The organism is Algibacter aquimarinus (assembly GCF_039543265.1).
In the GTDB taxonomy this organism is placed as follows: domain Bacteria; phylum Bacteroidota; class Bacteroidia; order Flavobacteriales; family Flavobacteriaceae; genus Algibacter_B; species Algibacter_B aquimarinus.
Genome location: NZ_BAABJK010000004.1, coordinates 796,172 through 821,991 on the forward strand (window position 1 = coordinate 796,172; position 25,820 = coordinate 821,991).

Sequence of the window (25,820 nt, forward strand, 5' to 3'; positions counted from 1 at the left end):
CGTTCTTTTAAAAATATGTTGCTTTTAACTGCAATCCTGTTTTTTCTTCTAAACCAAACATTAAATTCATATTTTGAATGGCTTGCCCCGAGGCACCTTTCAATAAATTATCAATAATACTTGTTACCAATAATTTACCGTTATGTTTATGTAAATGAATTAAGCATTTGTTAGTATTAACTACTTGTTTTAAATGCAAGTTTTCATCAGAAATAAAAGTAAATTCCGCGTCTTTATAAAACGACTTATAAATGGCTTTAACCTCTTCTATTGAACCTTCAAAATCTGTGTATATAGTTGCAAAAATACCTCTAGAAAAATTCCCTCTATTTGGCATAAAAAGAATATCTGAAGAAAAACTGTTTTGCAATTGATTAACTGATTGATTTATTTCTCCTAAATGTTGATGCGTAAACGGTTTGTAATATGAAAAATTATTATCGCGCCACGTATAATGTGTTGTTGCAGATAACGAAGTTCCTGCTCCTGTAGCTCCCGTTACAGCATTAATATGAACATCTTTGTTAATTAAACCAGTATCTGCTAATGGCAATAAACCTAATTGAATTGCGGTTGCAAAACAACCTGGGTTCGCAATATAATTAGCCTTTAAAATTTCCTTTTTATTTAATTCTGGCAACCCGTAAACAAAAGTTTTACCTTCAAATACTTTATCTGCTTCTAATCTAAAATCGTTTCCTAAATCAATAATTTTTGTAGAATCTGAAAACGTATTTGCAGACAAAAACTTAACGGAATTACCATGCCCTAAACATAAAAACAAAACATCGACATTTGGATTTACAGTACTTGTAAATTCTAAATCTAAACTACCAACTAAATCTTGGTGTACTTTGCTAATTTTGTTACCAGCGTTACTAGTGCTAAACACAAAATTAATTTCAGTTTCAGGATGATTAATCAACAATCTAATTAACTCTCCTGCGGTATAACCTGCTCCACCAACTATTCCAACTTGTATCATGCTTTAAGAATTTACTTGTTGATATATTTTATTTTGATTCCCTAAAATTTTGATAAAACCTTTGGCATCATCAGCGGTCCAAGCTTTATTTTCCTCTCCATAAGTGCTAAACTTACTAGACATTAAATCATGATCTGAGACAATACCATCTAAAGAAAAATGATATGGTTTTAAAGACACAACTACATCTCCAGAAACCATGTTTTGCGAGCTTTGTAAAAACGCTTCAATATTTCTCATTACAGGATCTAAATATTGGCCCTCGTGTAAATGCATGCCGTAAAAACTAGATAAATATTCTTTGTGTTGTAATTGCCATTTAGTAAGTGTGTGTTTTTCTAATAAATGATGTGCTTTTACTGTTATTAAAGCAGCAGCAGCTTCAAAACCAACTCTTCCTTTTGTACCTACAATGGTATCTCCCACATGAATATCTCTACCAATAGCGTAAGCCGAAGCTATATCGTTTAACTTTTCAATATTTACTTCAGGTGCATTTTCTTCACCATTTAACGCAACAAATTCGCCATTGCTAAACGATATAGTTACTTTTTCTTCTCCTTCTTTTTCTAATTGAGAAGGATACGCTTCACCGGGTAATGGCTTTTCAGACTCTAAGGTTTCAACACCACCAACACTAGTTCCCCAAAGCCCTTTATTAACCGAGTATTTAGATTTTTCCCAAGGCATATCAATACCTTCAGACTTTAAATAATCTATCTCTTCTTGTCGTGTTAATTTTTGGTCTCTGATTGGTGTGATGATTTTAATATTTGGAGCTAATGTTTGAAAAATCATATCGAAACGCACTTGATCATTTCCAGCTCCAGTGCTACCATGCGCAATATATTCTGCATCAATACTTTTTGCATACTCTATAATTTCTATGGCTTGAATAATACGTTCGGCACTAACCGAAAGCGGATATGTACTATTCTTTAAAACATTACCAAAAATTAAATACTTCACTACTTTTTGATAAAAAGTAGCTACAGCATCAATATTCTTGTACGTTGAAACACCCATTTTATAAGCATTACTTTCAATGTGTTTAATTTCATCTTCAGTAAAACCACCTGTATTTACACTTACTGCATGAACATCATATTCTTTTGATAAACTTACTGCACAATACGAGGTATCTAATCCGCCACTATACGCTATCACTAATTTTTTCATTTTTTACTTTTATTTTTTCTTAAAAACAATGCTTGTTTTATTCTTTTTAATCTTTTAAACACTTTCTCTTTAACCTCTTTAGTCTCAACTTCTTCATCCTTTCCAACTTTTTTTGGGTCGTATAACATACCTGTGCATAAGCACATTTTTCTGTTTGTTCGAGTTAAAACATCATAATTCTGACAGGTTTGACAACCATCCCAAAACGTTTGGTCGTCAGTTAATTCAGAAAAAGTAACTGGTTTATAGCCTAAATCACTATTTAATTTCATTACAGGTAATCCTGTAGTAATACTAAACACTTTAGCATCTGGAAATTTATTTCTAGAATGCTCGAACACTTTATGTTTTATTTTTTTAGCTAAACCTTTACCTCTGTAATCTGGATGTACAATTAAACCTGAATTAGCAACAAATTTACCATGACCCCATTTTTCTATATAACAGAATCCAGCAAAAGTATCACCATCTAATGCAATAACAGCATTACCGTTCTCCATCTTAGAAGCAACGTATTCTGGAGTACGTTTAGCAATTCCTGTTCCTCTAACCTGAGCAGAAACCTCGATGGTCTCGCAAATTATATCTGCGTATTTAATATGTGATTTATCGGCTATTAAAACCTTCATTTCCTTACTTTTATTAATGTCTACTATTTTATTTTCTGAACGCTGAATTGGACTCACCTAATTCAATAAATTAATACATACCCTTACGGGCGACGAGGATAGCGACGACGCATAATAGAAGTTTTGTTAATTTTTAAATTAACTTGATTTTGAAATGCTATGAAAATTAAATTGGACACTATGAAAAAATTAAAATTACGTTTTGGTTTTGCTATTAAATAAGATTAAAAGCGGCGGCGAAAGCGCACGGGAGAACCGGGAACTGAACAACGTATTTTATTTTTAGGATTTTTCATACTGTAAATCTATAATTTTATTTTATAACCATCTTAACAATAGTATCTTTTTTACAAAAAATTATAGATATCTTGTTTTTTCTGGGGTTTTAGTTTAAAAAAAACACTTATTTACGGATTTTTTTAAAAGTTACAAATAACGTTTTTAGCTATTCTACTTTATATTCAGCTACTTTTTGAGCACAAAGTCTCTAGTTGATACTTTATCCTCGGATGGAAAATCTGTTGGTATTTTATTTTGAGTTACTTTGCCTGTTGCTGCCCATTCTGTACCTCTAACTAAAAGTGTTATCAATCCAACGCTCTCAAACGATTCAGAATCATGACCTAATGTAGTGTGGAATATTCGTCCTTTTTCATAATTTATAACCATTGCCATAGGCTCTTTTTGCTCAAGTTTTGGGTCTTTTTTAGTAGAGACAGCAGTAGCCAAAATAGTGACATTCTCAGCAGGCCCTCTTAAAAACGCATAACACTCATCAGTAGCGTGCATCCAAGTTCTTGGCATCCCTTTGGTTATTGGATGTTCTGTATTGAAAGTAGTTATAAGAAACGCTTCCCTTTTACCATGAGCACCAGCTTTTCCTGGAGAATAATCTTTTTTTGGTTTATTATTTTTATCCACATACAGGTATGGTCCATCCTTTTCTGTTCTTCCGCCCCAACCGCCAATGGCTATCATTTCATTATATGCCTTCCATTCCGGAAAACTATTATCAGCGGCATGGATACTTACAAAGCCTCCTCCGTTTTTTATATAATTTTCAAATTCATTTTTTGTGTTTTCTGGCCAAGGTGCAGCTTGCCAGCCAAAATTAGAAATTACAACATCGTATTTTGAGAAATTTGGATTAAAACCAGGATCGGTTTTAGACTTCCCTTCAATACCATCGGGAATATTTTTAGCTAAAGGTAACCAATCTTTAAATTTCTCGCTTTTATTTAAATATTTAGTTCTAGCTATATCTACTTTAAAAAAACCTGTTTCTTCTAAATATTGCTTCATCATTATTGTTGACTTAGGCCAAACTACATGATTATTCTGTCCGTCAACAATAAGTACTTTAATCTTTTTTTTACCCTCATTTTTACAAGTAACACTTGTTAGAAAACAAAAGCTTATGAGCAAAAAAATTATGCGTTTATTCATGTTGTATTCGTTAATTATTTATGCATTTTAACTTAAACCTAATATGTTCTTTAACTGTTCTTTATCGGTTTCTCCACCAGCAAAATCATCAAAACTTCGTTCTGCTGCTTCAATAATATACTTTTGAATAAATGGTGCGCCCTCTCTTGCACCTTGGTCTGAAGATTTAATACAACATTCCCATTCCATGACCGCCCATAAATCAAGTCCATACTTAGTAAGTTTTGAAAATATACCGCTAAAATCTACTTGACCGTCACCCAAAGACCTAAATCGTCCTGCACGGTCTGCCCAATTAGAGTACCCACCATAAACCCCTTGTTTACCAGTAGGATTAAACTCTGCATCTTTCACATGAAATGCCTTAATACGTTCATGATAAAAATCTATAAACGCCAAATAATCCAATTGTTGTAGCACAAAATGGCTAGGGTCGTAAAGTATATTCGCGCGTTTATGATTGTTTGTAGCTTCTAAAAATCGTTCGAATGAAACACCATCATGTAAATCTTCTCCAGGATGTAATTCGTAACAAACATCTACTCCATGCTCATCAAAATGATTTAAAATAGGCAACCATCGTTTTGCCAATTCTTCAAAACCCATGTCTACCAAACCATTTGGACGTTGGGGCCAAGGATACACCGTATGCCAAAGTAAAGCACCTGAAAATGATGCATGAGATTTTAATCCCAATCGTCCACTTGCTGTTCCAGATTTTTTTACAAAATCTATTGCCCATTCGCTTCTCGCTTTAGGGTTACCTCTAACTTCAAGAGGTGCAAAACCATCAAACATAGTATCGTAAGCTGGATTCACAGCTACTAGTTGCCCTTGCAAGTGGGTTGACAACTCTGTAATTTCCAAACCAAATGAATTCACTTTCCCTTTTAACTCATCGCAATACGTTTGGCTACCAGCAGCGGTTTCAATGTCAATTAACCCTGATTCCCAAGTTGGTATTTGTATGCCTTTATACCCTAAATCTGAAGCCCATTTACACATGCCATCCAAACTGTTAAATGGCGCTTCACTTCCTGCAAATTGTGCCAAAAATACCGCTGGTCCTTTTATTGTTTTCATAATCAAATATTATTTTCATGGCGTTACCACAAGGGTCGGGCTTTCACTACTCAATCCCTCCTACCTCGGGGATTTCAAACATGCCGTTCAATCCCTAACGCGGGTGTATCCCCCAATTTTAGTTTTAAAATCTAGTTTATTTTCGTCCAAGCCGCATTGTTATTATCACTCTCAACAGCCGCATAAATAAATTTCATACCTCTAACACCATCGGCAACCGTTGGGTAATCCGGTTTCTTAATTTTTTTTCCTTCGTTAACCGCATTCAAATGTGTGGCGAAGTTTTTATAAATAGTAGCAAACGCTTCTAAATACCCTTCAGGATGTCCCGCAGGAATACGCGATACTTCCAAGGCTTCATCATGCAAACCATTTCCATTTGGGGTATATATTTTTTTAGGTTCGTCCAACCAACGTGTTATCAATTCATTTGGGTTTTCTTGATACCATTCCAAGCTACCTTTTGTACCATACACTTTAATGGCTAAATTGTTTTCTTCACCTAAAGCAATTTGCGAAATAGACATTGTTCCCTTTGCACCATTTTCCATTCGTATCAGCATATTACCATCATCATCTAAAACTCTGCCTTCACCAAATCGACCTAAATCTGCGGCAATTTCCTTTATTTTTAGTCCGGTAATGTATTCAATTAGATTTTCAGCATGCGTACCAATATCTCCCAAAGCTCCACCAATACCAGAACGCTTTGGGTCTACTCTCCAGGCTGCTTGTTTTTGCTCGGTTTTCTCCAAAGACGTCGATAACCACCCTTGTAAATATTGCGCTTGAATTTTTCTAATAGTACCTAGTTCGCCTTTAGCCACCATAGCCTTGGCTTGTTTTACCATAGAATTACCAGTGTAGTTGTGAGTTAAAGCAAATAATTTTCCGCTTTTTGCTACAATATCTTGAAGTATTTCTGCTTCTTCTAAAGTAAGCGTTACAGGTTTATCCGAAACCACATGAAAACCATATTCTAAAGCCATTTTAGCTGGCGGAAAGTGCATATGATTTGGCGTTACAATAGCTACAAAATCCATCCTAATCTCTTCGGGTAAAGTAGCTTCCTTTTTAATCATCTCTTCAAAAGTACCATAACACCTATTTTCATCTAAATGCAATGCCAAACCAGAAGCAATTGATTTTTCAGCAGTACTACTAAATGCACCACATACCAATTCAATCATCCCATCTATAGCTGCTGCTTTTCTATGCACATCTCCTATAAAGGAGCCAGCACCACCACCAACCATTCCCATTCTTAATTTTTTGCTCATATTTATTTAAGCTGTTACTTTAGTATTTCGTTTTTTCATATAAATGTGCAATCCTAAAAAAGCCATAATTAAAATCGCTGGTAATATTGACATCGTTCTTAGCGCTTCAGAGGCACTTGCATTATCCATTAAATTTCCCATTACAGGTAATACGATTGATACCGAAAACATACCTGCGCCTCCCATTATAGAAAGTCCCAAAGCACCAGTTTCTGGTAAATACTCTGCTACAAAACCGAGCATTGTTGGCCAAAAAAAAGTAACGCCTACCGCAAAAACTGCCGCTGCTACAAACGTCATTCCGTCGCTAGATATGGTTAGCAACCACAGTCCAACAAAAGTAAATATTGCGGAATACAGCAACATTCCCGAAGGACTTAATTTATGTACCACCTGTCCTGCAAATAAACGCCCCAAAGCCATAATACCATTAATAAATGCTAATACTAACAAAGGTTTAGCTACCGATGCTTTTAACAAAGATTCTATACGCTGTGTAGTCCCCAACTCTGACGCTGCAGTTAAAAACATACAGGCTACCATGAATAAAAACAAAGGCTTTAAAATACTTGAAAACATTTTTTTATTGCTAATACCCAACTGCACACGCTCTGTTACCGGAATAGTTTGCCCTAAAAACAAAAATCCATAAATTATTAAAGGCACAAACAAAGTGCCTACCATAACTTGCCAACTTAATCCTAAAATATCCATAACAAGCCAACCTACTAACGCACCAATTACGATACCTCCAGGAAACCACACATGAAAGCGATTTAGCATTTTAGTTTTTTCCTCAGGATACATTGATGCTACCATGGGGTTTAGGGCAGCTTCCACAAAGCCATTACCAATTCCTATAAAAAGTGTTGCAATAAATAGAGAAGTCATAGAATCTGCTAACAGCGTTAACAAAATGCCAATAGCATGCGTTATAAACGCCATCCATGTTATTTTTTTAATACCTAATAAATCTACTAACGGTCCGCCAATAATCATGGCTATTGTAAATCCAAAAAAAGCAGGAGCAAAAGCATAGCCAATTTGCTCTAAAGTAAGTCCTACACCTTCTGGTCCAAAAACGGTTTCTAATCTCGCACGAATTGCAAAGGTCATTGCTGTGGTAATAAGGGCTAAACAACTAGCTAAAAAAAGTCTATTCTTATTTATTTTTTCCATAATTCATTTAGGTTGGTTGGTTTTATTTTTAAGACAGTTGTTTGCCTACTTTAAGCAATAAATCTCTGGTTGCTTTTATACCATCATCTTCAGATAAGCGTTTGCCTTCATATTCAACGCCTACAAATCCAGTATAATTAATATCCTTTACCATTTTCATCACTTTCATAAAATCTATAGTTGTTTCGTTACCGTTAGCATCAAAATCATAAGACTTTGCACTTACCGCTTTAGCAAAAGGGAGTAATTCTTCCATACCTTTATACCTATCATAAGCCTCTAAACAATTACGCTCTTTATCTTTGGTAATGCAGAAATTTCCAAAATCTGGTAATGTTCCGCAGTTTTCATTTTCTATTTGAGAAAACACATTATTCATCCATTCACCATTTGATGAGAAACCTCCGTGGTTTTCAACTAAAATATTAATATTTGAACCTTTGGCAAACTCAGAAAGTTTGGAAAGCGAATCAACGCTTGCCTTTACAGCTTCTTGCTTATCGATACCTCCAGCTAAATTAACACGGATAGCACGACAGCCTAAAAAATTTGCTGCTTCTACCCATTTGTAATGGTTTTCAGTAGCAGTTATTCTCTCATTATTATCTGGATTTGCAAGAGCACCTTCACCGTCAATCATAATTAAAACATTTTCTTGACCTTCACCATTCGCTCTTGATTTCATTTCTTTCAAATAGCCCATGTTTTTTGCTTTATCTTTAAAAAATGCATTAACATATTCCAAACCTTCGAAACCAAAACTTCTAGACCTCGCCGCAAAATCTAAATGATCCATTTTCCCATCAAACAAAGCTCGATGCAATGACCATTGCGCCAAAGAGATTTTGAAAAACAAATTAACATCTTCATTAAAAATTTCATCACTAGCTACAGACTTTTTAACATCATTTTTACACCCTTGAATACCTAAAAATGCCAAACCCATGGAGGCTTTAGTGGTTCTTGATATAAATTGCCTTCGTTTCATAATTCGTTAAATATTATTAATGTTCTCGTGAAAATAAATAATAGATTTTAAAATAATGTGTGTTTTTATTCAGTGAAATATTTTAAACAATTTAAGTAAACTGAAAATTATCTATGGTATATTTTAACCTGTAAGTGTTTGGAGAACACTTTTCGTACTTCTTAAATACTGTTGCAAAATATTGACTTGTTGCAAAACCACACATATATGCAATCTCTGCTATGCTTAATTTATTATTTTCTTCAAGTAATTTTTTAGATAAACCCAAACGCTTCATGGTTAAATAGCGCATTGGTGTTACATTTGTTAATCTTTTACAATGATATGTAAACCTGGTAACACCAACCCCAGCTGATTCAGCCATAAGCTCTATAGTCCAATTTTCAGAAAGGTTTTTATCTAATTCGTTTAAAAATAATTTCACACTTCTTAAGCTATCTGTTAAAGATTCATTCAATACAATGTCTCCAGTATTCATTAAGTCCAATAACAGAATCAACAGGTAATTAATTAATAATCTTATTTTTGAAGCGTTACTCCCTTTCTTGTCAGTATCTATAGCTTTGCCAATACGCAGAAAACAGTCGCGAACACGCTGGTCTGTTTTCCAAATTGATTTTTCATTTTGTCTTAAAATAGTTGTAAGCCTTGTTAAATCTGATGGCGTCAAAGATATCCAATTTGGCCAAGTCCAATCTTGATGAGGCCTTCGAACTCCTAAGTCAATAATAACCCAATAGAATTTCCCCATCCCAACACAAGGGTCGCCTACTTTATGCGCTTCCCAAGGTCTAGTAATGGTTAAGTGATTAGGAGTTAACACAACCTCTTTGTTTTCTTGAGCATAAGGCATTGTTCCTGTTTCTAAGAAATGAAACTCAATACCTTCATTTCTGTGCCAATCTAAACCCCAATCTTGAGGCTCATTAGCATCCCAATAGCCTATACTATTTAACCCCAAAGTATTTTCATCTAAACGATCGCCCGGATAAGTATGTCTCGCAAGCGCTTTAAATTTTATTTTTTTACGTTTAGCTGCATCAACTAAAGGCAAACACGTATCCGCATGATAAACAACTCCATCAGCCTCATAAGGTTGAATTTCTTGTATATTTATTTTCATTGAAATAATTTGAACATTTATACAGTGCAAATTAGTTAATTTTCGAATAATTAAGAATTTAATTATTAATTTCTCTTATTTTATTGAATGTTAATATCAAATTTGCACAAAAACATCTATTTTTAATTTATCAAAAAAGCAATAAATGGCTGAAGAAGCAATAACTGAGTACCCAACTGTTTATGATGCCATTGTTATAGGCACTGGAATTAGCGGAGGTTGGGCTGCTAAAGAATTATGTGAAAACGGATTAAAAACATTGGTTTTAGATCGAGGGCGATTAGTTAAACATATTGAACACTACCCAACTATGCATTTAGATCCTTGGGATTTAAAACATAGAGGCGCCAAAAACCCTGAGGATGTAGCTCTGCAGCCAAAACAAAATAAGTCATACATATTAAGCCCGTATAGCCAACACTGGTTTGTTAACGATTTTAAACATCCTTATAATGAAGTAAAACCTTTTGATTGGATTAGAGGTTACCATGTTGGTGGACGATCGCTTATGTGGGCAAGACAATCTTACAGATTAAGTGATTTGGATTTTGAAGCCAATAAAAAAGATGGACATGGCGTAGATTGGCCTATTCGCTATAAAGATATTTCGCCTTGGTATGATAAAGTAGAAACATTTATTGGTGTGTCAGGTCAAAATCTTGGGCTTTCGCAATTACCCGATGGGAAATTATCCAAACCCATGGAATTAAATTGTGTTGAGCTTGAACTACAAAAGAAAATTGAAGAAAATTTTGAAGATCGTTTATTAACCATTGGAAGAACAGCTCATAAAACTGGTGACGCAGAACATGAAGGGCGCTCTAATTGCCAATTTAGAAATAGATGTGTTAGAGGCTGTCCGTTTGGAGGCTATTTTAGCAGTAACTCATCAACTTTACCTGCTGCAGAGAGAACAGGCAATATGCACCTTAGACATAACTCTATCGCCTATGAAATAGTTTATGATGAAGAGAAAGGTATAGCTTCAGGTGTTCGAATTATCGATGCAGAAACTCATGAAAAAATATTTTTTAAAGCGTCCATCATTTTTAGTTGTGCCTCAACAATAGGATCAGCTAGTATTTTAATGCAATCAAAGTCTGAAAGATTTCCCAATGGCTTAGGGAATGACAGTGGAGAGCTAGGACACAATATTATGGATCATACTTCAAAATCTGGAGCCTCAGCTAAAGTTGATGGTTTTGAAGATATGTATTATAAAGGACGCAGACCAAATGGATTTTACATTCCACGTTTTAGAAATTTAGATGAAAAGACTAAGCAAAAAGATTTTTTACGTGGTTATGGCTATCAGGGAAGTGCTAGCAGAACAAATTGGAAAAGTGGTATGGGAGAACTTAGCTATGGGGAAGACTTAAAAGAAGACTTGATGAAACCTGGTCATTGGCGCATTGGCATGGGAGGTTTTGGAGAATGCCTACCTTACCACGACAATAAAATGACCTTAAATTATGATAAATTAGATGATTGGGGTTTACCAACCGTGAACTTCGATGTTACCTTTAGAGAAAATGAATTAAAAATGAAAAAAGATATAATGAATCAAGCAGTAGCAATGCTAAAAGCTGCTGGCTTCAGTGATGTTAAAGGCCACAACCCTAAAAGTACTCCTGGTATAGCTATTCATGAAATGGGTGCTGCAAGAATGGGACACGACCCTAAGACATCTGTATTAAACAAATACAATCAAATACATGCAGTCCCAAATGTTTATGTTACAGATGGCGCATGCATGACTTCATCTGCTTGCCAAAACCCATCATTAACCTATATGGCAATAACAGCACGAGCAGCTAATCATGCAGCTGCAGAATTTAAAAAGAATAAAAAAGCTTAATACTATGGATAGAAGAACCGCTCTTAAAAATTTAAGTATGAGTTTGGGCTATACAGTTGCTGCTCCAACAATTTTTAATATGTTATCGTCGTGCACTTCTGAAACCGATACATGGACACCTTTATTTTTGTCTTCTGATGAGAAACATATTATTATTCATTTATCAGATATTATATTACCAGCCAGTGATACTCCTGGAGCAATAGATATTAATATTAACGCACCTCAGTTTTTAGATTTGATGTACAATGATATAGAAAAGGATGAGAACAAAACACTATTTAAAAAAGGGGCAACGCTTTTTGCAGAAAAGTTTACAAATAAATTTAACATAGAAGTTGCTAAAGGGAATAAAGAGCAATTTGAAACGTTATTTGCTTCTTATTTTAAAATTTCTGAAGAGGAAACAAAAGTTGTTTTAAAAGAACAAAAACTTCCTATTCAAAAAGTAAAAGACTCTAATATAGACAACTACTTAACATACAAATTTTTACTTTCTGTAAAAATGTACACATTATTTGGCTACTTCACATCAGAAAAAGTTGGTGAAGAAGTATTAAATTACGACCCCGTTCCCGGTGCTTATAATGGTTGCATACCTATGGAAGAAATTCCTAATGGCAGAGCTTGGTCTTAATAAAACAAATAAATTCTTTATGAAAAACTTTTCAAATTTAGTTCTAATAATCTTGCTAGTTTTTTTGGTTGGGTGTAATAAAAAACCTGAAAAAAAAGAAATAATTAAAGTATCTGAAAATTGGGAATCGCTATTCAACGGAAAAGATTTAACAGGTTGGACTCCTAAAATTAAAGGACATGCCTTTGGAGATAATTACAATAATACGTTTTTAGTTGAAGACGGTGTTATGAAAGTTTCCTATAAAGCATATGATTCATTTAATAATGCTTTTGGGCATATTTTTTACAAAAATCCATACAGTAATTATCGCTTTAGAATGGTTTATCGTTTTACTGGAGAACAAATTTTAGGAGGCAGACCATGGGCTCTAAGAAATAGTGGTATCATGATACATTGTGAAGATCCAAAAAATATGGGTATAAATCAAAATTTCCCTGTATCTATTGAAGTCCAACTTTTAGGAGGAAATGGTTTAGACAAACGTTCTACTGGTAATTTATGTACACCTGGTACTCACGTAAAATATAATGACAGTTTAGTGACAGAACACATCATTCAATCATCTTCTAGAACATATCATGGCGAACAATGGGTTAACGTGGAAATTGAAGTAAGAAACGACTCTATAATTAAACATTTTATTAATGGTAAAGAAGTACTTCAATATACTAAACCTCACATTGGTGGCAAAGTAGACTACAATATGGAATTTTGGAAATCAAAAGAAAATCAACCTTTGAAGAGTGGTTATATTTCACTGCAAAGTGAAAGTCATCCTGTGGAGTTTAAAAAAATTGAAATTTTAGAGCTTCATTAAAATGTGTTTAAAAAAATTGAAAGTGAAATCTAAGGTTTAAATTTACAAGCCACTTTATATTAATAACTAAAATTTAGCCATAAATTTGTTATTATGAAAACATCACCTATTCCTAGCAAGAGACAAAAAGTAATCAACTATATCCTTTTTTTTCTTTTTGTTGTTTTTGCAGTTGTTCAACTCAACGATCCTGATGGACTTTTATGGTTTACCATTTATTTACTCGTAGCACTAACTTGCTTAATTTCTAATTTTAAAAGAATACCTAATTACGTTTTAATTTTCTTTACAATTGGGTTGTTAGGTTATGCGGTTTTTCATTTTTCTTTATTTATAGATTATTTACAGACAGAAAATAAAGAAGAGATTTTTGGTGAAATGGTTTACGACAAACCTTATTTAGAAGGCACTAGAGAATTTATTGGACTGGTAATAGCGGCTTTAGGTGTTATATATCAACTTAAATTAAAAACAGAACCTAAGTAAAACATAATCTCTTTTCCAAATTCATTCAATTGGCTTATTTTTGCATTTATTTTGTTTAAAACAACTCTCAAATCAATCAAAAAAATGAATAGACTTTTTAACCTACTACTTTTAATAATTATTACCCTTTTAAGTATTTCAGGTTTCTCGCAATCTACAATTAGTGGTAATGTGGTTGATAGTAATGGAAATTCTTTAGAAGGTGTTTCTATAGCTCTTAACCCTTCAAAATATAAAGGTTACACAAATGTTAATGGCTTTTTTGAAATACAGAATATTCTTGATGGAAACTATTCCATAAGCATTTCTTATATGGGTTTAAAACCAATAAATGAGTCCATTAAAGTTTTAGGCAAAAACCTATCACTTTCGTTTGTTTTACAAGAAAACTTATTAAATCTACAAACAGTTGTAGTTACTGGTACATTTGATCCTAGAACTCAATTGGAATCTACAACTGCTATTAGTATTCTAAGACAGAAAGACATAAAACAAACCTACCCACAAGGAACAGCTGGCTTACTTCAAAATGTTCCAGGAACATTTACAGATGCATCTGCTGGTGAGGTTTACACTAGAGTTTATACTCGTGGTATTTCCGCCTCTGCTGAAGATGATATGGGTTGGTACTATGTGTCTTTACAAGAAGACGGTCTTCCTGTAAGTTTAATTCAGCATTCGTATTACAGTCCTGATCTTTTTCACCGAGTAGATTTAACCACAAAAAAACTGGAAGCTATTCGAGGAGGTAGTGCAGCTATAACATCACTTAATGCACCTGGAGGTATTTATAATTTTATATCTCACGATGTAAGTAATAAGTTTGGCGGAGAGTTACAATTATCTGCTGGTGCTCAAGGTGGTAATAACGCGCTTTATAGAGTTGATACAAATATTGGAGGACCTTTAGGTAATAACTGGTATTTTAATGCTGGTGGGCATTATAGGAAAGATGATGGCGCTAGGGATAATGAATTTACATTTAGTGATGGCGGACAATTCAAATTCAATGTAATTAAGAATACCAATAAAGGCTACTTTAAATTATACGGAAAATTATTAGACGATAAAACAAACAGGTATACCGGTGTAGCTGCAACAAATTGGGATAACCCAAAGGCTGCATTTGGTCAAGATTTTAATTCAACTTCTTTATTAATGCCTAGTTTTAATGGCAGTATTCCTGACGGACGAAACTTAAACATGTCTAATAGTTTCAATCCAGCACAAGGTGTTCATGCTAAAGATTTAGCTTTTGGGTTAGACTTTAATCATGATTTAGGAAACAGATTAACATTAAAAAACAATTTTAAATTCTCGGCTAAAAATGCGAATTGGCAAACCTCAATAAGTAATGCTTTTGTATCACTTAATAATCCATTAGCTTACTTTATAAGCGGTGCAGATTTCCCAGTTGGTCAAGTTGTTTTTAAAGATGCCCGTTCTGGAAATGAAGTTGCAAGACTAGATAATAGTGGTATTTTATCAGGTAATCCTGCCCAGTATTTAACCGCTGGTAGTTTGCCAAATGATGCTATTATGGGAACTTCAGCTTGGTATAAAGATATGAGTGCCGACGAATGGATGAACGAATTCACGCTTCAAAAGAAATGGGATAATCACGATTTCTCTACGGGTTTTGTGGCTGCACATTCAAGCACATCATTATTTACACAAGGTAGTTTTGCTTATGTAACTTATGAGCCCAACCCAAGAATGTTACAAGTAACATTGGAAAATCCCGGACAACCTGTATTGTCTTTATCTGATGAAAACGGGCTTAGTAATTATGGCGGTTTGTTCTACGTAAATGCTAATGCAAAAGTGAATCAAATAGCAGCTTTTGCTAACGACCATTGGAAAGTTTCAGACAAAATTCATTTAGATTTAGGTCTCCGATTTGAGAACGTAGCCCATAACGGAAGTAAAGATCGTTTTGCACCAGCGGGATCACCTGGAGGTATTGATGGAGATATTACAACAGCTTACGATAAAAGTGTAAACGCACCCACTGGAGAAACTGATGATTTTAAATATAATTACACTTATTTGTCATATTCGGCTGGTATAAATTATAAGTTTAATGATAATGCTGCTTTATTTAGTAGATTTTCCAAAGGAAATAAAGCTCCGGAATTAAATTACTATTTCAATAATTTCTCTAATGTTCCAATAAATCAAAAAGGAGAAATTCAAAAGATATTGCAAGCAGAACTTGGTATTAAACTAGATTCTGAAAGAGCTTCTTTTACAGGAACTGCATTTTGGAGTCAGCTAAAAAATATTGGTATTGCCAATTTTGAATTTGATGGCGATGATAATAGTATATTTTACACACCCATTCAGTTTAATACTTCTGAAACTATTGGTTTTGAATGGGAAAGTATTTACAAGCCTTTTGATTATTTAGCCTTTAAGTTTAATGGTGTTATACAGAACCCAAAAGCACTTGAATGGAATATTTACGATGCAGCTGGGAGTGTTGATACTAGTGATGATAGTATTATTGATTATTCTGGAAACATATTACCCTTCAACCCAAAATTGATGTTTAATTTAAGCACAGAGTTTGAAAAAGATAAGATTTCTGCATTTTTAAAATGGCAATATATGGGGAATAGACAAGGTAACGTTGCAAACGGATTTGAACTTGCTGCCTATAGTATTTTTAATTTAGGCACGGGTTACAAAATAAGTAATCACTTATCAGCAAACATACTGGTAACCAATTTATTTAATTCTGAAGGTTTGGCTAACTTTTTTGGAGCAAACAGTTTTGGTGCAAATGCCAACGGTGCTACTCCTGATTTTGTTTCTGCAAATCCTGATGCTAGTTTTGTGGTTTTCCCTGTTTTAAGACGTCGAGCTTTATTAAGTTTAAACTATAGCTTTTAAAGACTATTTATTACTCAACTATAAACTTTCCTTTCATTAAACCTGAATGTCCTGGAAAGCTACATAAGAATTCATATGTTCCAACAGCTGGTGCGTCAAATTCAATTACAGCAGTTTCTCCACCTCCAAGCATTTTGGTATGAGCAATAACATCTTGTGTCCCTTCTGGGATATAATCGTTCTTACTAGCTGTAGCAGCTTGATTAGAAAATGCCATTAAATTAACACCTTGTTTAAGTAAAACAAAGTTGTGTCCCATAACATTTTTATCCATTTTACCAATATGCCTTAGAGTAATCTTTATCTTTTTACCAGCTTCAACTTTAATTTCTGTTTTATTGAATTGCATCCCATCATTACCTGTAATTACAACATCGTTTGGGTTGCTTTCAACTTGTTCTGAAGATGTAGACTTTTTTTCATAAGAAAATCCCTCTTTTTTCTTTTCTTCTTTACCTCCACAAGCAGTAATAAAAATAGCTAGTAGCAATACTAATAATAGCTTAAATTTCTTCATTCTTTAATATTTCTTAATTACAAAATATAGTCAGTACTTATAAAGTTAGACGTTTTCTTTTCAAGTAATTCAGTTAATATGGCATTGTTATACTCATTGTCTTTAGACGCCACAAAAGTTCTTATTGAAAACGAACGTAAAGCATCATGAACACTTAATGTCCCAAAGGCTGAATCTTTTCTTCCTGTAAATGGGTAGACATCTGGTCCACGTTGACATGAACTATTCAAATTAACTCTACAAACCAAATTTACTAAAGTATCAATTAATGGAGATAATGTATGGACATTTTTTCCAAACAAACTTACTTGTTGTCCGTAATTAGATTCTGCCATATCATCTAGTGGTTCATCTATATCTGAAAAAGATATCACAGGAACAACGGGACCAAATTGTTCTTCTTTAAAAACTCGCATATTCTTGGTTACTGGATAAAGTATAGCTGGGAATATAAAATTCTCATTGGTTTCTCCTCCTTTTTTGTTTAAAACTTTCGCACCCTTTTCTTTTGCATCATCAATTAATTCTTGAATGTAAGCTGGTTTATCTTCTTCAGGTAGAGGTGTCAATTTAGCACCATCTTCCCATGGGTTTCCAAACTTAAGCTGGTCTACTTTATAAGCGAATCGTCTATTAAATTCTTCTACAATAGATTCGTGAGCATAAATAACTTTTAGAGCGGTACAACGTTGTCCATTAAAAGATAATGTTCCCGCAATACACTCCTCTACAGCTAAATCTAAATCGGCATCCGGCAATATAATAGCTGGATTTTTTGCTTCCAAACCTAAAACCATACGTAATCTATTTCCTTTTGGATGTTGCGATTGTAATGCGTTTGCAGATTTACTGTTTCCAATTAAAGCCAATACATCTATTTTTCCAGATTGCATAATGGGTGTGGCTAAAACACGACCACGACCATAAACAATATTTACAACACCTTCAGGAAAACTACTTTGAAAAGCTTCTAATAATGGAGATATTAATAACACTCCAAGTTTTGCTGGTTTAAATATTACAGGGTTACCCATAATTAATGCTGGAATTAACAGCGTAAACGTTTCATTTAAAGGATAATTATACGGCCCCAAACACAAAACAACTCCTAATGGACCTCGACGAATATGTGCATAAACTCCAGAGTTTTTTTCAAACTTAGCAGAGTCTCTATCTATTTGTTTATAAGCTTCAATAGTATCATATATATAATCGACTGTTCTATCAAACTCCTTTTGCGAATCAGGAAGATTTTTACCAATCTCCCACATTAAAAGTTTTACAACTTCTTCACGTTTAGTTTTCATTTGTTCTACAAAAGATTCCATACAAGCAATTCTGTCAGCAACTTTCATAGTTGGCCACAGACCTTTTCCATTATCATAAGCTTGAGTTGCAGAATCCAATACTTGTAATGCTTCTTTTTCTCCTAATTGAGGTATAGTCCCTAAAAGTGTTTGCTTATATTTTGATGTTGATGAAATGGTTGAGTATACTTCTGCCGTATCTCCATTCCAATTTTTCAACTCTCCATTTACTAAATATGTTTTTTGGTGTAAAAGCGAATCTATTTTGTATGCTTCTGGAATATCTTGAAACTTTACTTTCATGAGGTGAAATTTTTGTTAATAATTTAGCTAAACTACCTTTAAGTTAATTGACAACTATCCTGTAATATACGGTTCTAATAAAAAAAACCGCATACTTTATATTAGAATTAATAGAAATTAAAACGCAAACGTTTTAGTTAAAAAGTGTAAAATAAAACCCTAATTAAACTAAAAACTGAAATAAATCTGGCTTGTCGTTAAGGTAATCACCAAAAAATTTATGATGCTTCATTTTATCAATTAGCGGTTTTAAATCTGAAGCTGATTTTAATTGTACTCCTACAACAGCAGATCCATTTTCGCGATTAGTTTTTTTGGCATATTGAAAATATGTAATATCATCATTCTCTCCTAAAATATCAACAACAAACTCCTTTAAAGCACCAGCTCTCTGTGGAAAATTAATAATAAAATAATGCTTTAAATTAGCGTATAGTAGAGCACGTTCTTTAATTTCTGGTGTTCTTGTTATGTCGTTATTACTTCCACTAACTACGCAAACAACATGCTTTCCTTTTATCTCATCTTTATAAAAATCTAATGCAGAAATACTTAAAGCACCAGCGGGTTCAACGACAATAGCATCTTTGTTATAAAGTTCTAAAATAGTCTCGCAAACTTTACCTTCTGGAACGGTTATTATACCATCTAGATTTTGTTTACAAATCTCAAAATTTAAATCTCCTACACGTTTTACGGCGGCCCCATCGATAAATTTTTCAATAGTTGTTAGCGTTGTATTTTTATTATTCTGAATAGAAGTTTTCATTGAAGGCGCACCTTCAGGCTCAACCCCAATAATTTTTGTGTTTGGAGATAGTATTTTAAAGACCGTTGATAATCCAGCAGCTAACCCTCCACCTCCTATGGCTATAAAAACATAATCAATTGGGATATCAGATTGTTGTATAATTTCTAGACCTATTGTTGCTTGACCTTCAATAACTTTTTCGTCGTTAAAAGGATGAATAAATGTTTTTCCTAACTCGCTACATTCAATCATGGCTGCATGATAAGCATCATCAAAAGTATCGCCTTCTAATTTAATATCTATATAATCCTCTCCAAACATTTTAACCTGCTCCACTTTTTGATTTGGAGTTGGTGCAGGCATATAAATAGTTCCTTTTATCTCTAGTAATTTACATGACAAAGCAACACCTTGTGCATGATTACCCGCACTAGCACAAACAACACCACAAGATGATTGACTTGTGTTTAAAGAACTTATTTTATTGTAAGCACCTCTAATTTTATAAGAACGAACTTGTTGCAAGTCTTCTCTTTTAAAAAAAATATTAGATTGAAATTGCTTTGAATATCTTAAACTGTAGCCTAAAGGGGTTACTTCTGAAACCTTTTTTATGTTTTCAGCTGCTCTTTTGATATCTTCAATTTCAGGAAAATATGTGTTTTTTTCCTTATTCATCTTTTTTTATTTTTTAAAAAGTTATAGAATTAAACATTATAAGAATAAAAAAAGCCTGTCAGGTTTAAAGTCTAACAGGCTTAATAGTACAAAGTAATTATAGTTTAGTTTAGTTGTTTTGTACTATACTATAGGTTTCATTGCCGTCATAGACGATCTTAAAAATTCACCTACTTTTTCAACAGGATGATTTCTTAAAGCCGCATTTACCTCAATAAGTTTTGCATTATCAACACCTTCACCATTATCTTTGGCGTAAGGCTTTCCAATAACATCTGTTTTTATATTCTTCATAAAATCTGTTAATAAAGGCTTACATGCATGATCGAATAAGTAACATCCGTACTCAGCTGTATCAGAAATAACAGAATTCATTTCGTACAATTTACGTCTTGCAATAGTGTTTGCAATAAGCGGTGTTTCGTGTAAAGACTCATAATATGCAGATGCATCAATAATTCCAGAATCTGTCATCGCTTCAAAAGCTAATTCCACACCAGCTCTCACCATAGCAACCATTAAAACCCCATTGTCGTAATACTCTTGCTCTGATATTTCAATATCTCCTGCAGGTGTTTTTTCGAAGTTAGTTTCAGCTGTAGCAGCTCTCCATCCTAATAAATCTTTATCATCATTAGCCCAATCTGCCATCATACCAGCAGAGAAATGACCTTCAATAATATCATCCATATGCTTTTGGAATAATGGACGCATAATATCTTTTAACTCTTCAGATAATTCAAACGCTTTAATTTTTGCTGGGTTAGAAAGACGATCCATCATGTTAGTAACACCACCATATTTAAGACCTTCTGTTACAGTTTCCCATCCGTATTGAATTAATTTTGAAGCGTAACCTGCATCAATACCTTCTTCAACCATTTTATCGAAACAAAGTATTGAACCTGTTTGTAATAACCCACAAAGAATAGTTTGCTCTCCCATTAAATCGGACTTCACTTCAGCAATAAAAGACGATGCTAAAACACCAGCTTTATCTCCACCAGTAGCAACTGCGTAAGCTTTTGCTTGAGCCCAACCTTTTCCTTCTGGATCATTTTCGTCATGAACCGCTATTAATGTTGGGACACCAAAACCTCTTTTATATTCCTCTCTTACTTCTGTTCCTGGGCACTTAGGCGCTACCATAATAACCGTAAGGTCTTCTCTTACTTGAGTTCCTTCTTCTACAATATTAAAACCATGAGAATAAGATAATGTTGCTCCTTTTTTCATTAAAGGCATAACTGCACCTACAACACTTGTATGTTGTTTGTCTGGTGTTAAGTTTAAAACTAAATCTGCAGTAGGAATTAACTCTTGGTAAGTACCAACATTAAATCCATTTTCTGTAGCATTAATAAAAGACTGACGCTTTTCAGCAATGGCAGCATCACGCAATGTATAAGAAATATCTAGACCAGAATCTCTCATATTTAACCCTTGGTTTAAACCTTGAGCACCGCAGCCTACGATAACTATTTTTTTACCTTTTAATGCGTTTACGCCATCTGTAAATTCTGAAGCGTCCATAAATCTACACTTCGATAATTGATCTAATTTATCTCTTAAAGATAGTGTGTTAAAATAATTTCCCATTGTTATATTTAATTGTAATTATTATTGGTTATTGAATGCTGATAGCATTTCAGTTATTTTCATTTCGTCTTTTGTGACCGCAATACGACCTGAGCGCACAAACTGCATGATTCCAAAGACATTTAAATCACGCCTTAAAGATTCTATCTCATGTCTTCTACCTGATTTTTCAAGCACAAAAAATTGTTTGTTTACGGTAACGATGTTAGAGTCACTTTCCTTTATTATATTTTGAATTTGAGGTTCATCAAATAATAACTCAGATTTTATTTTAAACATACATGATTCAGTAAAAATAGTTTCTTCATCTGTATGATAATATGCTCTAATAGTTTCAACCTGTTTTTCAATTTGTTTAACAATTTTTATGGCATTGGTTTCAGTCATATTAACTACAATAACAAAACGATTAACACCATCAATTTCAGATTGCGATGTTGTTAAACTTTCTATATTAATGTGCCTACGTTGAAAAATTGCTGAAATACGATTTAATAAACCAATGTTATTTTCGGTATAAATGGATATCGTAAATGTTTTTATATCTTCACTCATGTCTATAAATCTTAACTTAATCTTATATCTGAAACCGATGCTCCTGCTGGAATCATTGGAAATACATTATCCTCTTTCTCTACACAAACTTCTAAGAAGTATGATTCTTTTGAAATCATCATTTCTTTTACAGCTTCTGCTAACTCTTCTCGTTTAGTTACTTTTTTGGCTTTTATGTAATAGCCTTCTGCAATGGCAACAAAATTCGGATTTGTCATTTCTGTAGACGCATAACGTTTATCGAAAAATAATTGTTGCCATTGACGTACCATTCCTAAGAATTCATTGTTCAATACCACAATTTTTACTGCTGTTTTTTGCTGAAAAATGGTTCCTAATTCTTGAATGTTCATTTGGTAACCACCATCACCAATAATAGCAACAACTTCGCGTTCTGGTGCTGCCATTTTAGCTCCTATAGCTGCTGGAAGCGCAAAGCCCATAGTACCTAAACCACCTGAAGTAATATTACTTTTTGAAACATTAAAATCAGCATACCTGCAAGCAATCATTTGATGCTGTCCAACATCAGAAACAATAGCCGCCTTTCCTTCACTTTCAATATTTATTTGCTTTAATACTTCTCCCATCGTTAACCCTTCTTTCGTTGGGTTGATATCGTCATTAATTACTTTTTCAAATTCTATAGCATATAAATCTTTGAATTCTTGTAACCAAGATTCGTGAGTGTTTTTATTTAAAGCATTTAAAAGCATAGCTAAGCTTTCTTTAGAATTACCTAAAACAGCAACATCAGTTTTAACATTTTTATCAATTTCTGCTGGGTCAATATCAAAATGGATGATTTTTGCTTGTTTTGCATAAGTATCTAAACTACCTGTTACACGGTCATCAAAACGCATTCCTATAGCAATTAATACATCACATTCATTGGTTAGTCTATTTGGCGCATAATTACCATGCATACCAACCATACCAATATTTAATGGATGTGAAGTTGGCAATGCAGAAGCACCTAAAATAGTCCATGCAGCAGGAATTCCTGCTTTTTCAATTACAGCTTTAAGTTCCGCTTCTGCTTCACCTAAAATAACACCTTGCCCCCAAACAATCATTGGTTTCTTGGCATTATTAATTAACTCCGCAGCCGCATTAATAGACTCCTGACTTGTTTTTGGAACAGGCTTATAACTTCTTATACCCGTACATTTTTCATATTTAAAATCGAACTCAGAAACTTGAGCATCTTTAGTAATATCAACTAAAACTGGCCCTGGTCTTCCACTTTTAGCTATGTAGAATGCTTTGGCTAATGCAGCAGGAATATCTTCTGCTTTGGTAACTTGACAATTCCATTTTGTAACTGGCGTAGAAATACCAACTATATCAGTTTCTTGAAACGCATCACTCCCCAATAAATGAGAAAATACTTGACCTGTAATGCATACAAGTGGTGTAGAATCTATTTGAGCATCTGCTATACCTGTAATTAAATTAGTAGCTCCTGGTCCTGATGTCGCCATAGCAACACCAACTTTACCTGAGATACGCGCATACCCTTGTGCTGCGTGTGCTGCACCTTGCTCATGACGTGTTAACACATGATGAATCTGGTCTTGAAATTTGTATAATTCATCATAAACAGGCATGATAGCGCCTCCTGGATATCCATAAAGAATATCTACGCCTTCAGCTATCAAGCTCTTTACTATAGCTTCACTACCAGTTATACGTTCTGTTTTTTCTGCCACCTCTTGTTTATTATTGATTGTTTGTGTTTTCATAGTTCTCAACGTTTAATGATGAGATTCCTGCATATGCAGGAATGACAATTTTATGCATCTGTAACACAGCCTTTTGAAGCTGATGCTACTGACTTTGCATATTTATATAATATTCCTTTATTATGTTTTAAAGCAGGTTGAACCCATTTTGCTTTTCTTTCTGCTAATTCTTCATCTGAAAGCAAAACATTAATTGAGTTATCCTCTGCACTTATTCTTATTTTATCGCCTGTTTTTAACAGACCAATGTTTCCACCTGATTGTGCCTCCGGAGTAATATGTCCAACAACAAATCCGTGTGTTCCACCAGAAAAACGTCCATCTGTGATTAATGCTACAGATTTACCTAAACCAGCACCCATAATAAGTGATGTTGGCTTTAACATTTCAGGCATACCTGGGCCTCCTTTAGGACCTACATAACGAATGACGACTACATCTCCTCTTTCTACTTCTCCGTTTGAAATCCCTGTATTTGCTGCTTGCTCACCATCGTAAACCACTGCTTTACCTTCAAACAATAAACCTTCGTTTCCTGATATTTTTGCTACTGCTCCATCAACCGCTAAATTTCCATAAAGAATCTGTAAGTTTCCTGATTTCTTTAATGCGTTTTCTTTTTGATAAACAATATCTTGTTCTTCAAACTCTATAGCCTCCACATCTGCTAAATTTTCAGCTAGTGTTTTTCCAGTAACTGTAATGCAGTCTCCATGTAAAAAACCGTTTTCTAACAAATATTTCATGATAGCTGGAATTCCTCCAATACTATGTACATCTTCCATCAAATACTTTCCTGAAGGTTTTAAATCACCAATTAAAGGAGTTCTATCACTTACACGTTGAAAATCTTCTAATGTAAACTCAATATCAGCTGCATGCGCAATCGCTAAAAAGTGTAATACAGCATTGGTTGAACCTCCTAGAGCATTAACTAGTGTAACGGCATTCTCTATGGATTCTTTAGAAATAATATCTAAAGGTTTTAAATCTAATTCCAAAAGATTTTTAATAGCTATAGCTGTTCTTTCGCTTTCTGATAATTTATTAGGGTTCTCAGCAGGTATGGAAGAGTTATAAGGTAATGCAAACCCCATACATTCTATAGCCGATGCCATGGTATTTGCAGTATACATACCACCGCATGCTCCTGCACCTGGAATCGCTCTTTTTATTATTTCTTTATATTCATCTTCACCAATCTCTCCTGCCACTTTTTGACCTAAGGCTTCAAAAGCCGATACTATATTCAGTTTTTTTCCTTTGTAATTTCCTGATGCTGTTGAGCCTCCATACATCATTATTGATGGGCGATTTAAACGTAACATGGCCATTACTGCTCCAGGCATATTTTTATCACACCCAACAATAGCTACTAAGGCATCATAACTTTGGGCATTCATAACTGTTTCAATAGAATCTGCAATAATATCTCGAGATGCAAGAGAGTAGTTCATCCCGGAGGTCCCCATAGAAATACCATCACTAACGCCAATTGTATTAAACCCTAAACCAACTAAACCAGCTATATTACACTCAATTTTTACTTCATCCTTCAGCCCATTTAAATGCATGTTACACGGATTACCATCATATCCTGTGCTAGCAATTCCTATTTGAGCTTTACTCATATCCTCATCAGTTAATCCTGCAGCATATAACATGGCTTGAGATGCTGGTTGAGATTCATCTTGAGTAAGCCTTTTACTATGTTTATTGAGTTCTTTCATTATTTTTTAAAATAATTTAATGCTTTTACTTATTTCAATTCAAGATT

The 25,820-nt window shown here is 33.9% G+C and carries 21 protein-coding genes; 5 read left to right on the forward strand and 16 right to left on the reverse strand.

Going from position 1 to position 25,820, the window contains the following annotated elements; genetic code table 11:
• Positions 1-7: 7 nt before the first annotated feature.
• The 9 genes from argC to ABD939_RS06400 form a co-directional block, all read right to left on the reverse strand.
• The gene (gene argC, locus ABD939_RS06360; protein ID WP_345165888.1) at positions 8-985 is read right to left on the reverse strand and encodes an N-acetyl-gamma-glutamyl-phosphate reductase; all 978 of its coding nucleotides are present in this window, start codon (positions 983-985) and stop codon (positions 8-10) included.
• A gap of 3 nt (positions 986-988) precedes the next feature.
• Complete coding sequence (locus ABD939_RS06365) at positions 989-2,164, reverse strand: argininosuccinate synthase (RefSeq protein WP_345165891.1); 1,176 nt, start codon at positions 2,162-2,164, stop codon at positions 989-991.
• On the reverse strand, positions 2,161-2,793 hold the full coding sequence (locus tag ABD939_RS06370) for a GNAT family N-acetyltransferase (protein WP_345165894.1): 633 nt from the start codon (positions 2,791-2,793) through the stop codon (positions 2,161-2,163). Before ABD939_RS06370 ends, ABD939_RS06365 begins: the two co-directional genes overlap by 4 nt.
• Positions 2,794-3,258: 465 nt before the next feature.
• Complete coding sequence (locus ABD939_RS06375; RefSeq protein ID WP_345165897.1) at positions 3,259-4,239, reverse strand: ThuA domain-containing protein; 981 nt, start codon at positions 4,237-4,239, stop codon at positions 3,259-3,261.
• 27 nt (positions 4,240-4,266) lie between these two features.
• Entirely contained in the window at positions 4,267-5,322 is a 1,056-nt protein-coding gene (locus tag ABD939_RS06380; RefSeq protein WP_345165900.1) for a sugar phosphate isomerase/epimerase family protein, read from the reverse strand.
• 131 nt (positions 5,323-5,453) lie between these two features.
• On the reverse strand, positions 5,454-6,602 hold the full coding sequence (locus ABD939_RS06385; RefSeq protein ID WP_345165902.1) for a Gfo/Idh/MocA family protein: 1,149 nt from the start codon (positions 6,600-6,602) through the stop codon (positions 5,454-5,456).
• A 6-nt stretch (positions 6,603-6,608) separates the two neighbouring features.
• Positions 6,609-7,781, reverse strand: coding sequence for an MFS transporter (locus ABD939_RS06390; protein WP_345165904.1), 1,173 nt, complete (start codon positions 7,779-7,781; stop codon positions 6,609-6,611).
• Positions 7,782-7,809: 28 nt separating this feature from the next.
• Entirely contained in the window at positions 7,810-8,769 is a 960-nt protein-coding gene (locus tag ABD939_RS06395; protein WP_345165907.1) for a sugar phosphate isomerase/epimerase family protein, read from the reverse strand.
• A 91-nt stretch (positions 8,770-8,860) separates the two neighbouring features.
• A complete protein-coding gene (locus ABD939_RS06400; RefSeq protein WP_345165909.1) occupies positions 8,861-9,892 on the reverse strand; it encodes a helix-turn-helix transcriptional regulator in 1,032 nt (343 codons plus the stop codon).
• A gap of 145 nt (positions 9,893-10,037) precedes the next feature.
• Between ABD939_RS06400 and ABD939_RS06405 the strand changes: the two genes are divergently transcribed.
• The 5 genes from ABD939_RS06405 (at position 10,038) to ABD939_RS06425 (ending at position 16,588) form a co-directional block, all read left to right on the forward strand.
• Positions 10,038-11,750 (forward strand): GMC oxidoreductase, encoded by a 1,713-nt coding sequence (locus tag ABD939_RS06405; RefSeq protein ID WP_345165911.1) that lies wholly within the window; start codon positions 10,038-10,040, stop codon positions 11,748-11,750.
• 4 nt (positions 11,751-11,754) lie between these two features.
• Positions 11,755-12,387 (forward strand): gluconate 2-dehydrogenase subunit 3 family protein, encoded by a 633-nt coding sequence (locus ABD939_RS06410; RefSeq protein WP_345165914.1) that lies wholly within the window; start codon positions 11,755-11,757, stop codon positions 12,385-12,387.
• 19 nt (positions 12,388-12,406) lie between these two features.
• Complete coding sequence (locus ABD939_RS06415; protein ID WP_345165916.1) at positions 12,407-13,207, forward strand: 3-keto-disaccharide hydrolase; 801 nt, start codon at positions 12,407-12,409, stop codon at positions 13,205-13,207.
• 93 nt (positions 13,208-13,300) lie between these two features.
• Positions 13,301-13,693 (forward strand): transmembrane 220 family protein, encoded by a 393-nt coding sequence (locus tag ABD939_RS06420; protein WP_345165918.1) that lies wholly within the window; start codon positions 13,301-13,303, stop codon positions 13,691-13,693.
• An 84-nt stretch (positions 13,694-13,777) separates the two neighbouring features.
• Positions 13,778-16,588: a TonB-dependent receptor gene (locus tag ABD939_RS06425; protein ID WP_345165920.1), complete on the forward strand. Its 2,811-nt coding sequence runs from the start codon at positions 13,778-13,780 to the stop codon at positions 16,586-16,588.
• Between the two features lie 10 nt (positions 16,589-16,598).
• Here ABD939_RS06425 and azu read toward each other — a convergent pair whose 3' ends face one another.
• The 7 genes from azu to ilvD form a co-directional block, all read right to left on the reverse strand.
• On the reverse strand, positions 16,599-17,105 hold the full coding sequence (gene azu, locus ABD939_RS06430) for an azurin (protein ID WP_345165922.1): 507 nt from the start codon (positions 17,103-17,105) through the stop codon (positions 16,599-16,601).
• 17 nt (positions 17,106-17,122) lie between these two features.
• Positions 17,123-18,715 carry an NADP-dependent glyceraldehyde-3-phosphate dehydrogenase gene (locus tag ABD939_RS06435; RefSeq protein WP_345165925.1) on the reverse strand — a complete coding sequence of 531 codons (1,593 nt, stop codon included), beginning with the start codon at positions 18,713-18,715 and terminating at the stop codon, positions 17,123-17,125.
• Between the two features lie 163 nt (positions 18,716-18,878).
• A complete protein-coding gene (gene ilvA, locus ABD939_RS06440; RefSeq protein ID WP_345165928.1) occupies positions 18,879-20,144 on the reverse strand; it encodes a threonine ammonia-lyase IlvA in 1,266 nt (421 codons plus the stop codon).
• Positions 20,145-20,267: 123 nt separating this feature from the next.
• Complete coding sequence (ilvC, locus tag ABD939_RS06445; protein ID WP_345165931.1) at positions 20,268-21,743, reverse strand: ketol-acid reductoisomerase; 1,476 nt, start codon at positions 21,741-21,743, stop codon at positions 20,268-20,270.
• Positions 21,744-21,764: 21 nt separating this feature from the next.
• Complete coding sequence (gene ilvN / locus ABD939_RS06450; protein ID WP_345165934.1) at positions 21,765-22,298, reverse strand: acetolactate synthase small subunit; 534 nt, start codon at positions 22,296-22,298, stop codon at positions 21,765-21,767.
• Positions 22,299-22,309: 11 nt separating this feature from the next.
• Positions 22,310-24,043: a biosynthetic-type acetolactate synthase large subunit gene (gene ilvB / locus ABD939_RS06455; protein WP_345165936.1), complete on the reverse strand. Its 1,734-nt coding sequence runs from the start codon at positions 24,041-24,043 to the stop codon at positions 22,310-22,312.
• A gap of 50 nt (positions 24,044-24,093) precedes the next feature.
• A complete protein-coding gene (gene ilvD, locus ABD939_RS06460) occupies positions 24,094-25,773 on the reverse strand; it encodes a dihydroxy-acid dehydratase (RefSeq protein ID WP_345165939.1) in 1,680 nt (559 codons plus the stop codon).
• Positions 25,774-25,820 lie beyond the last annotated feature (47 nt).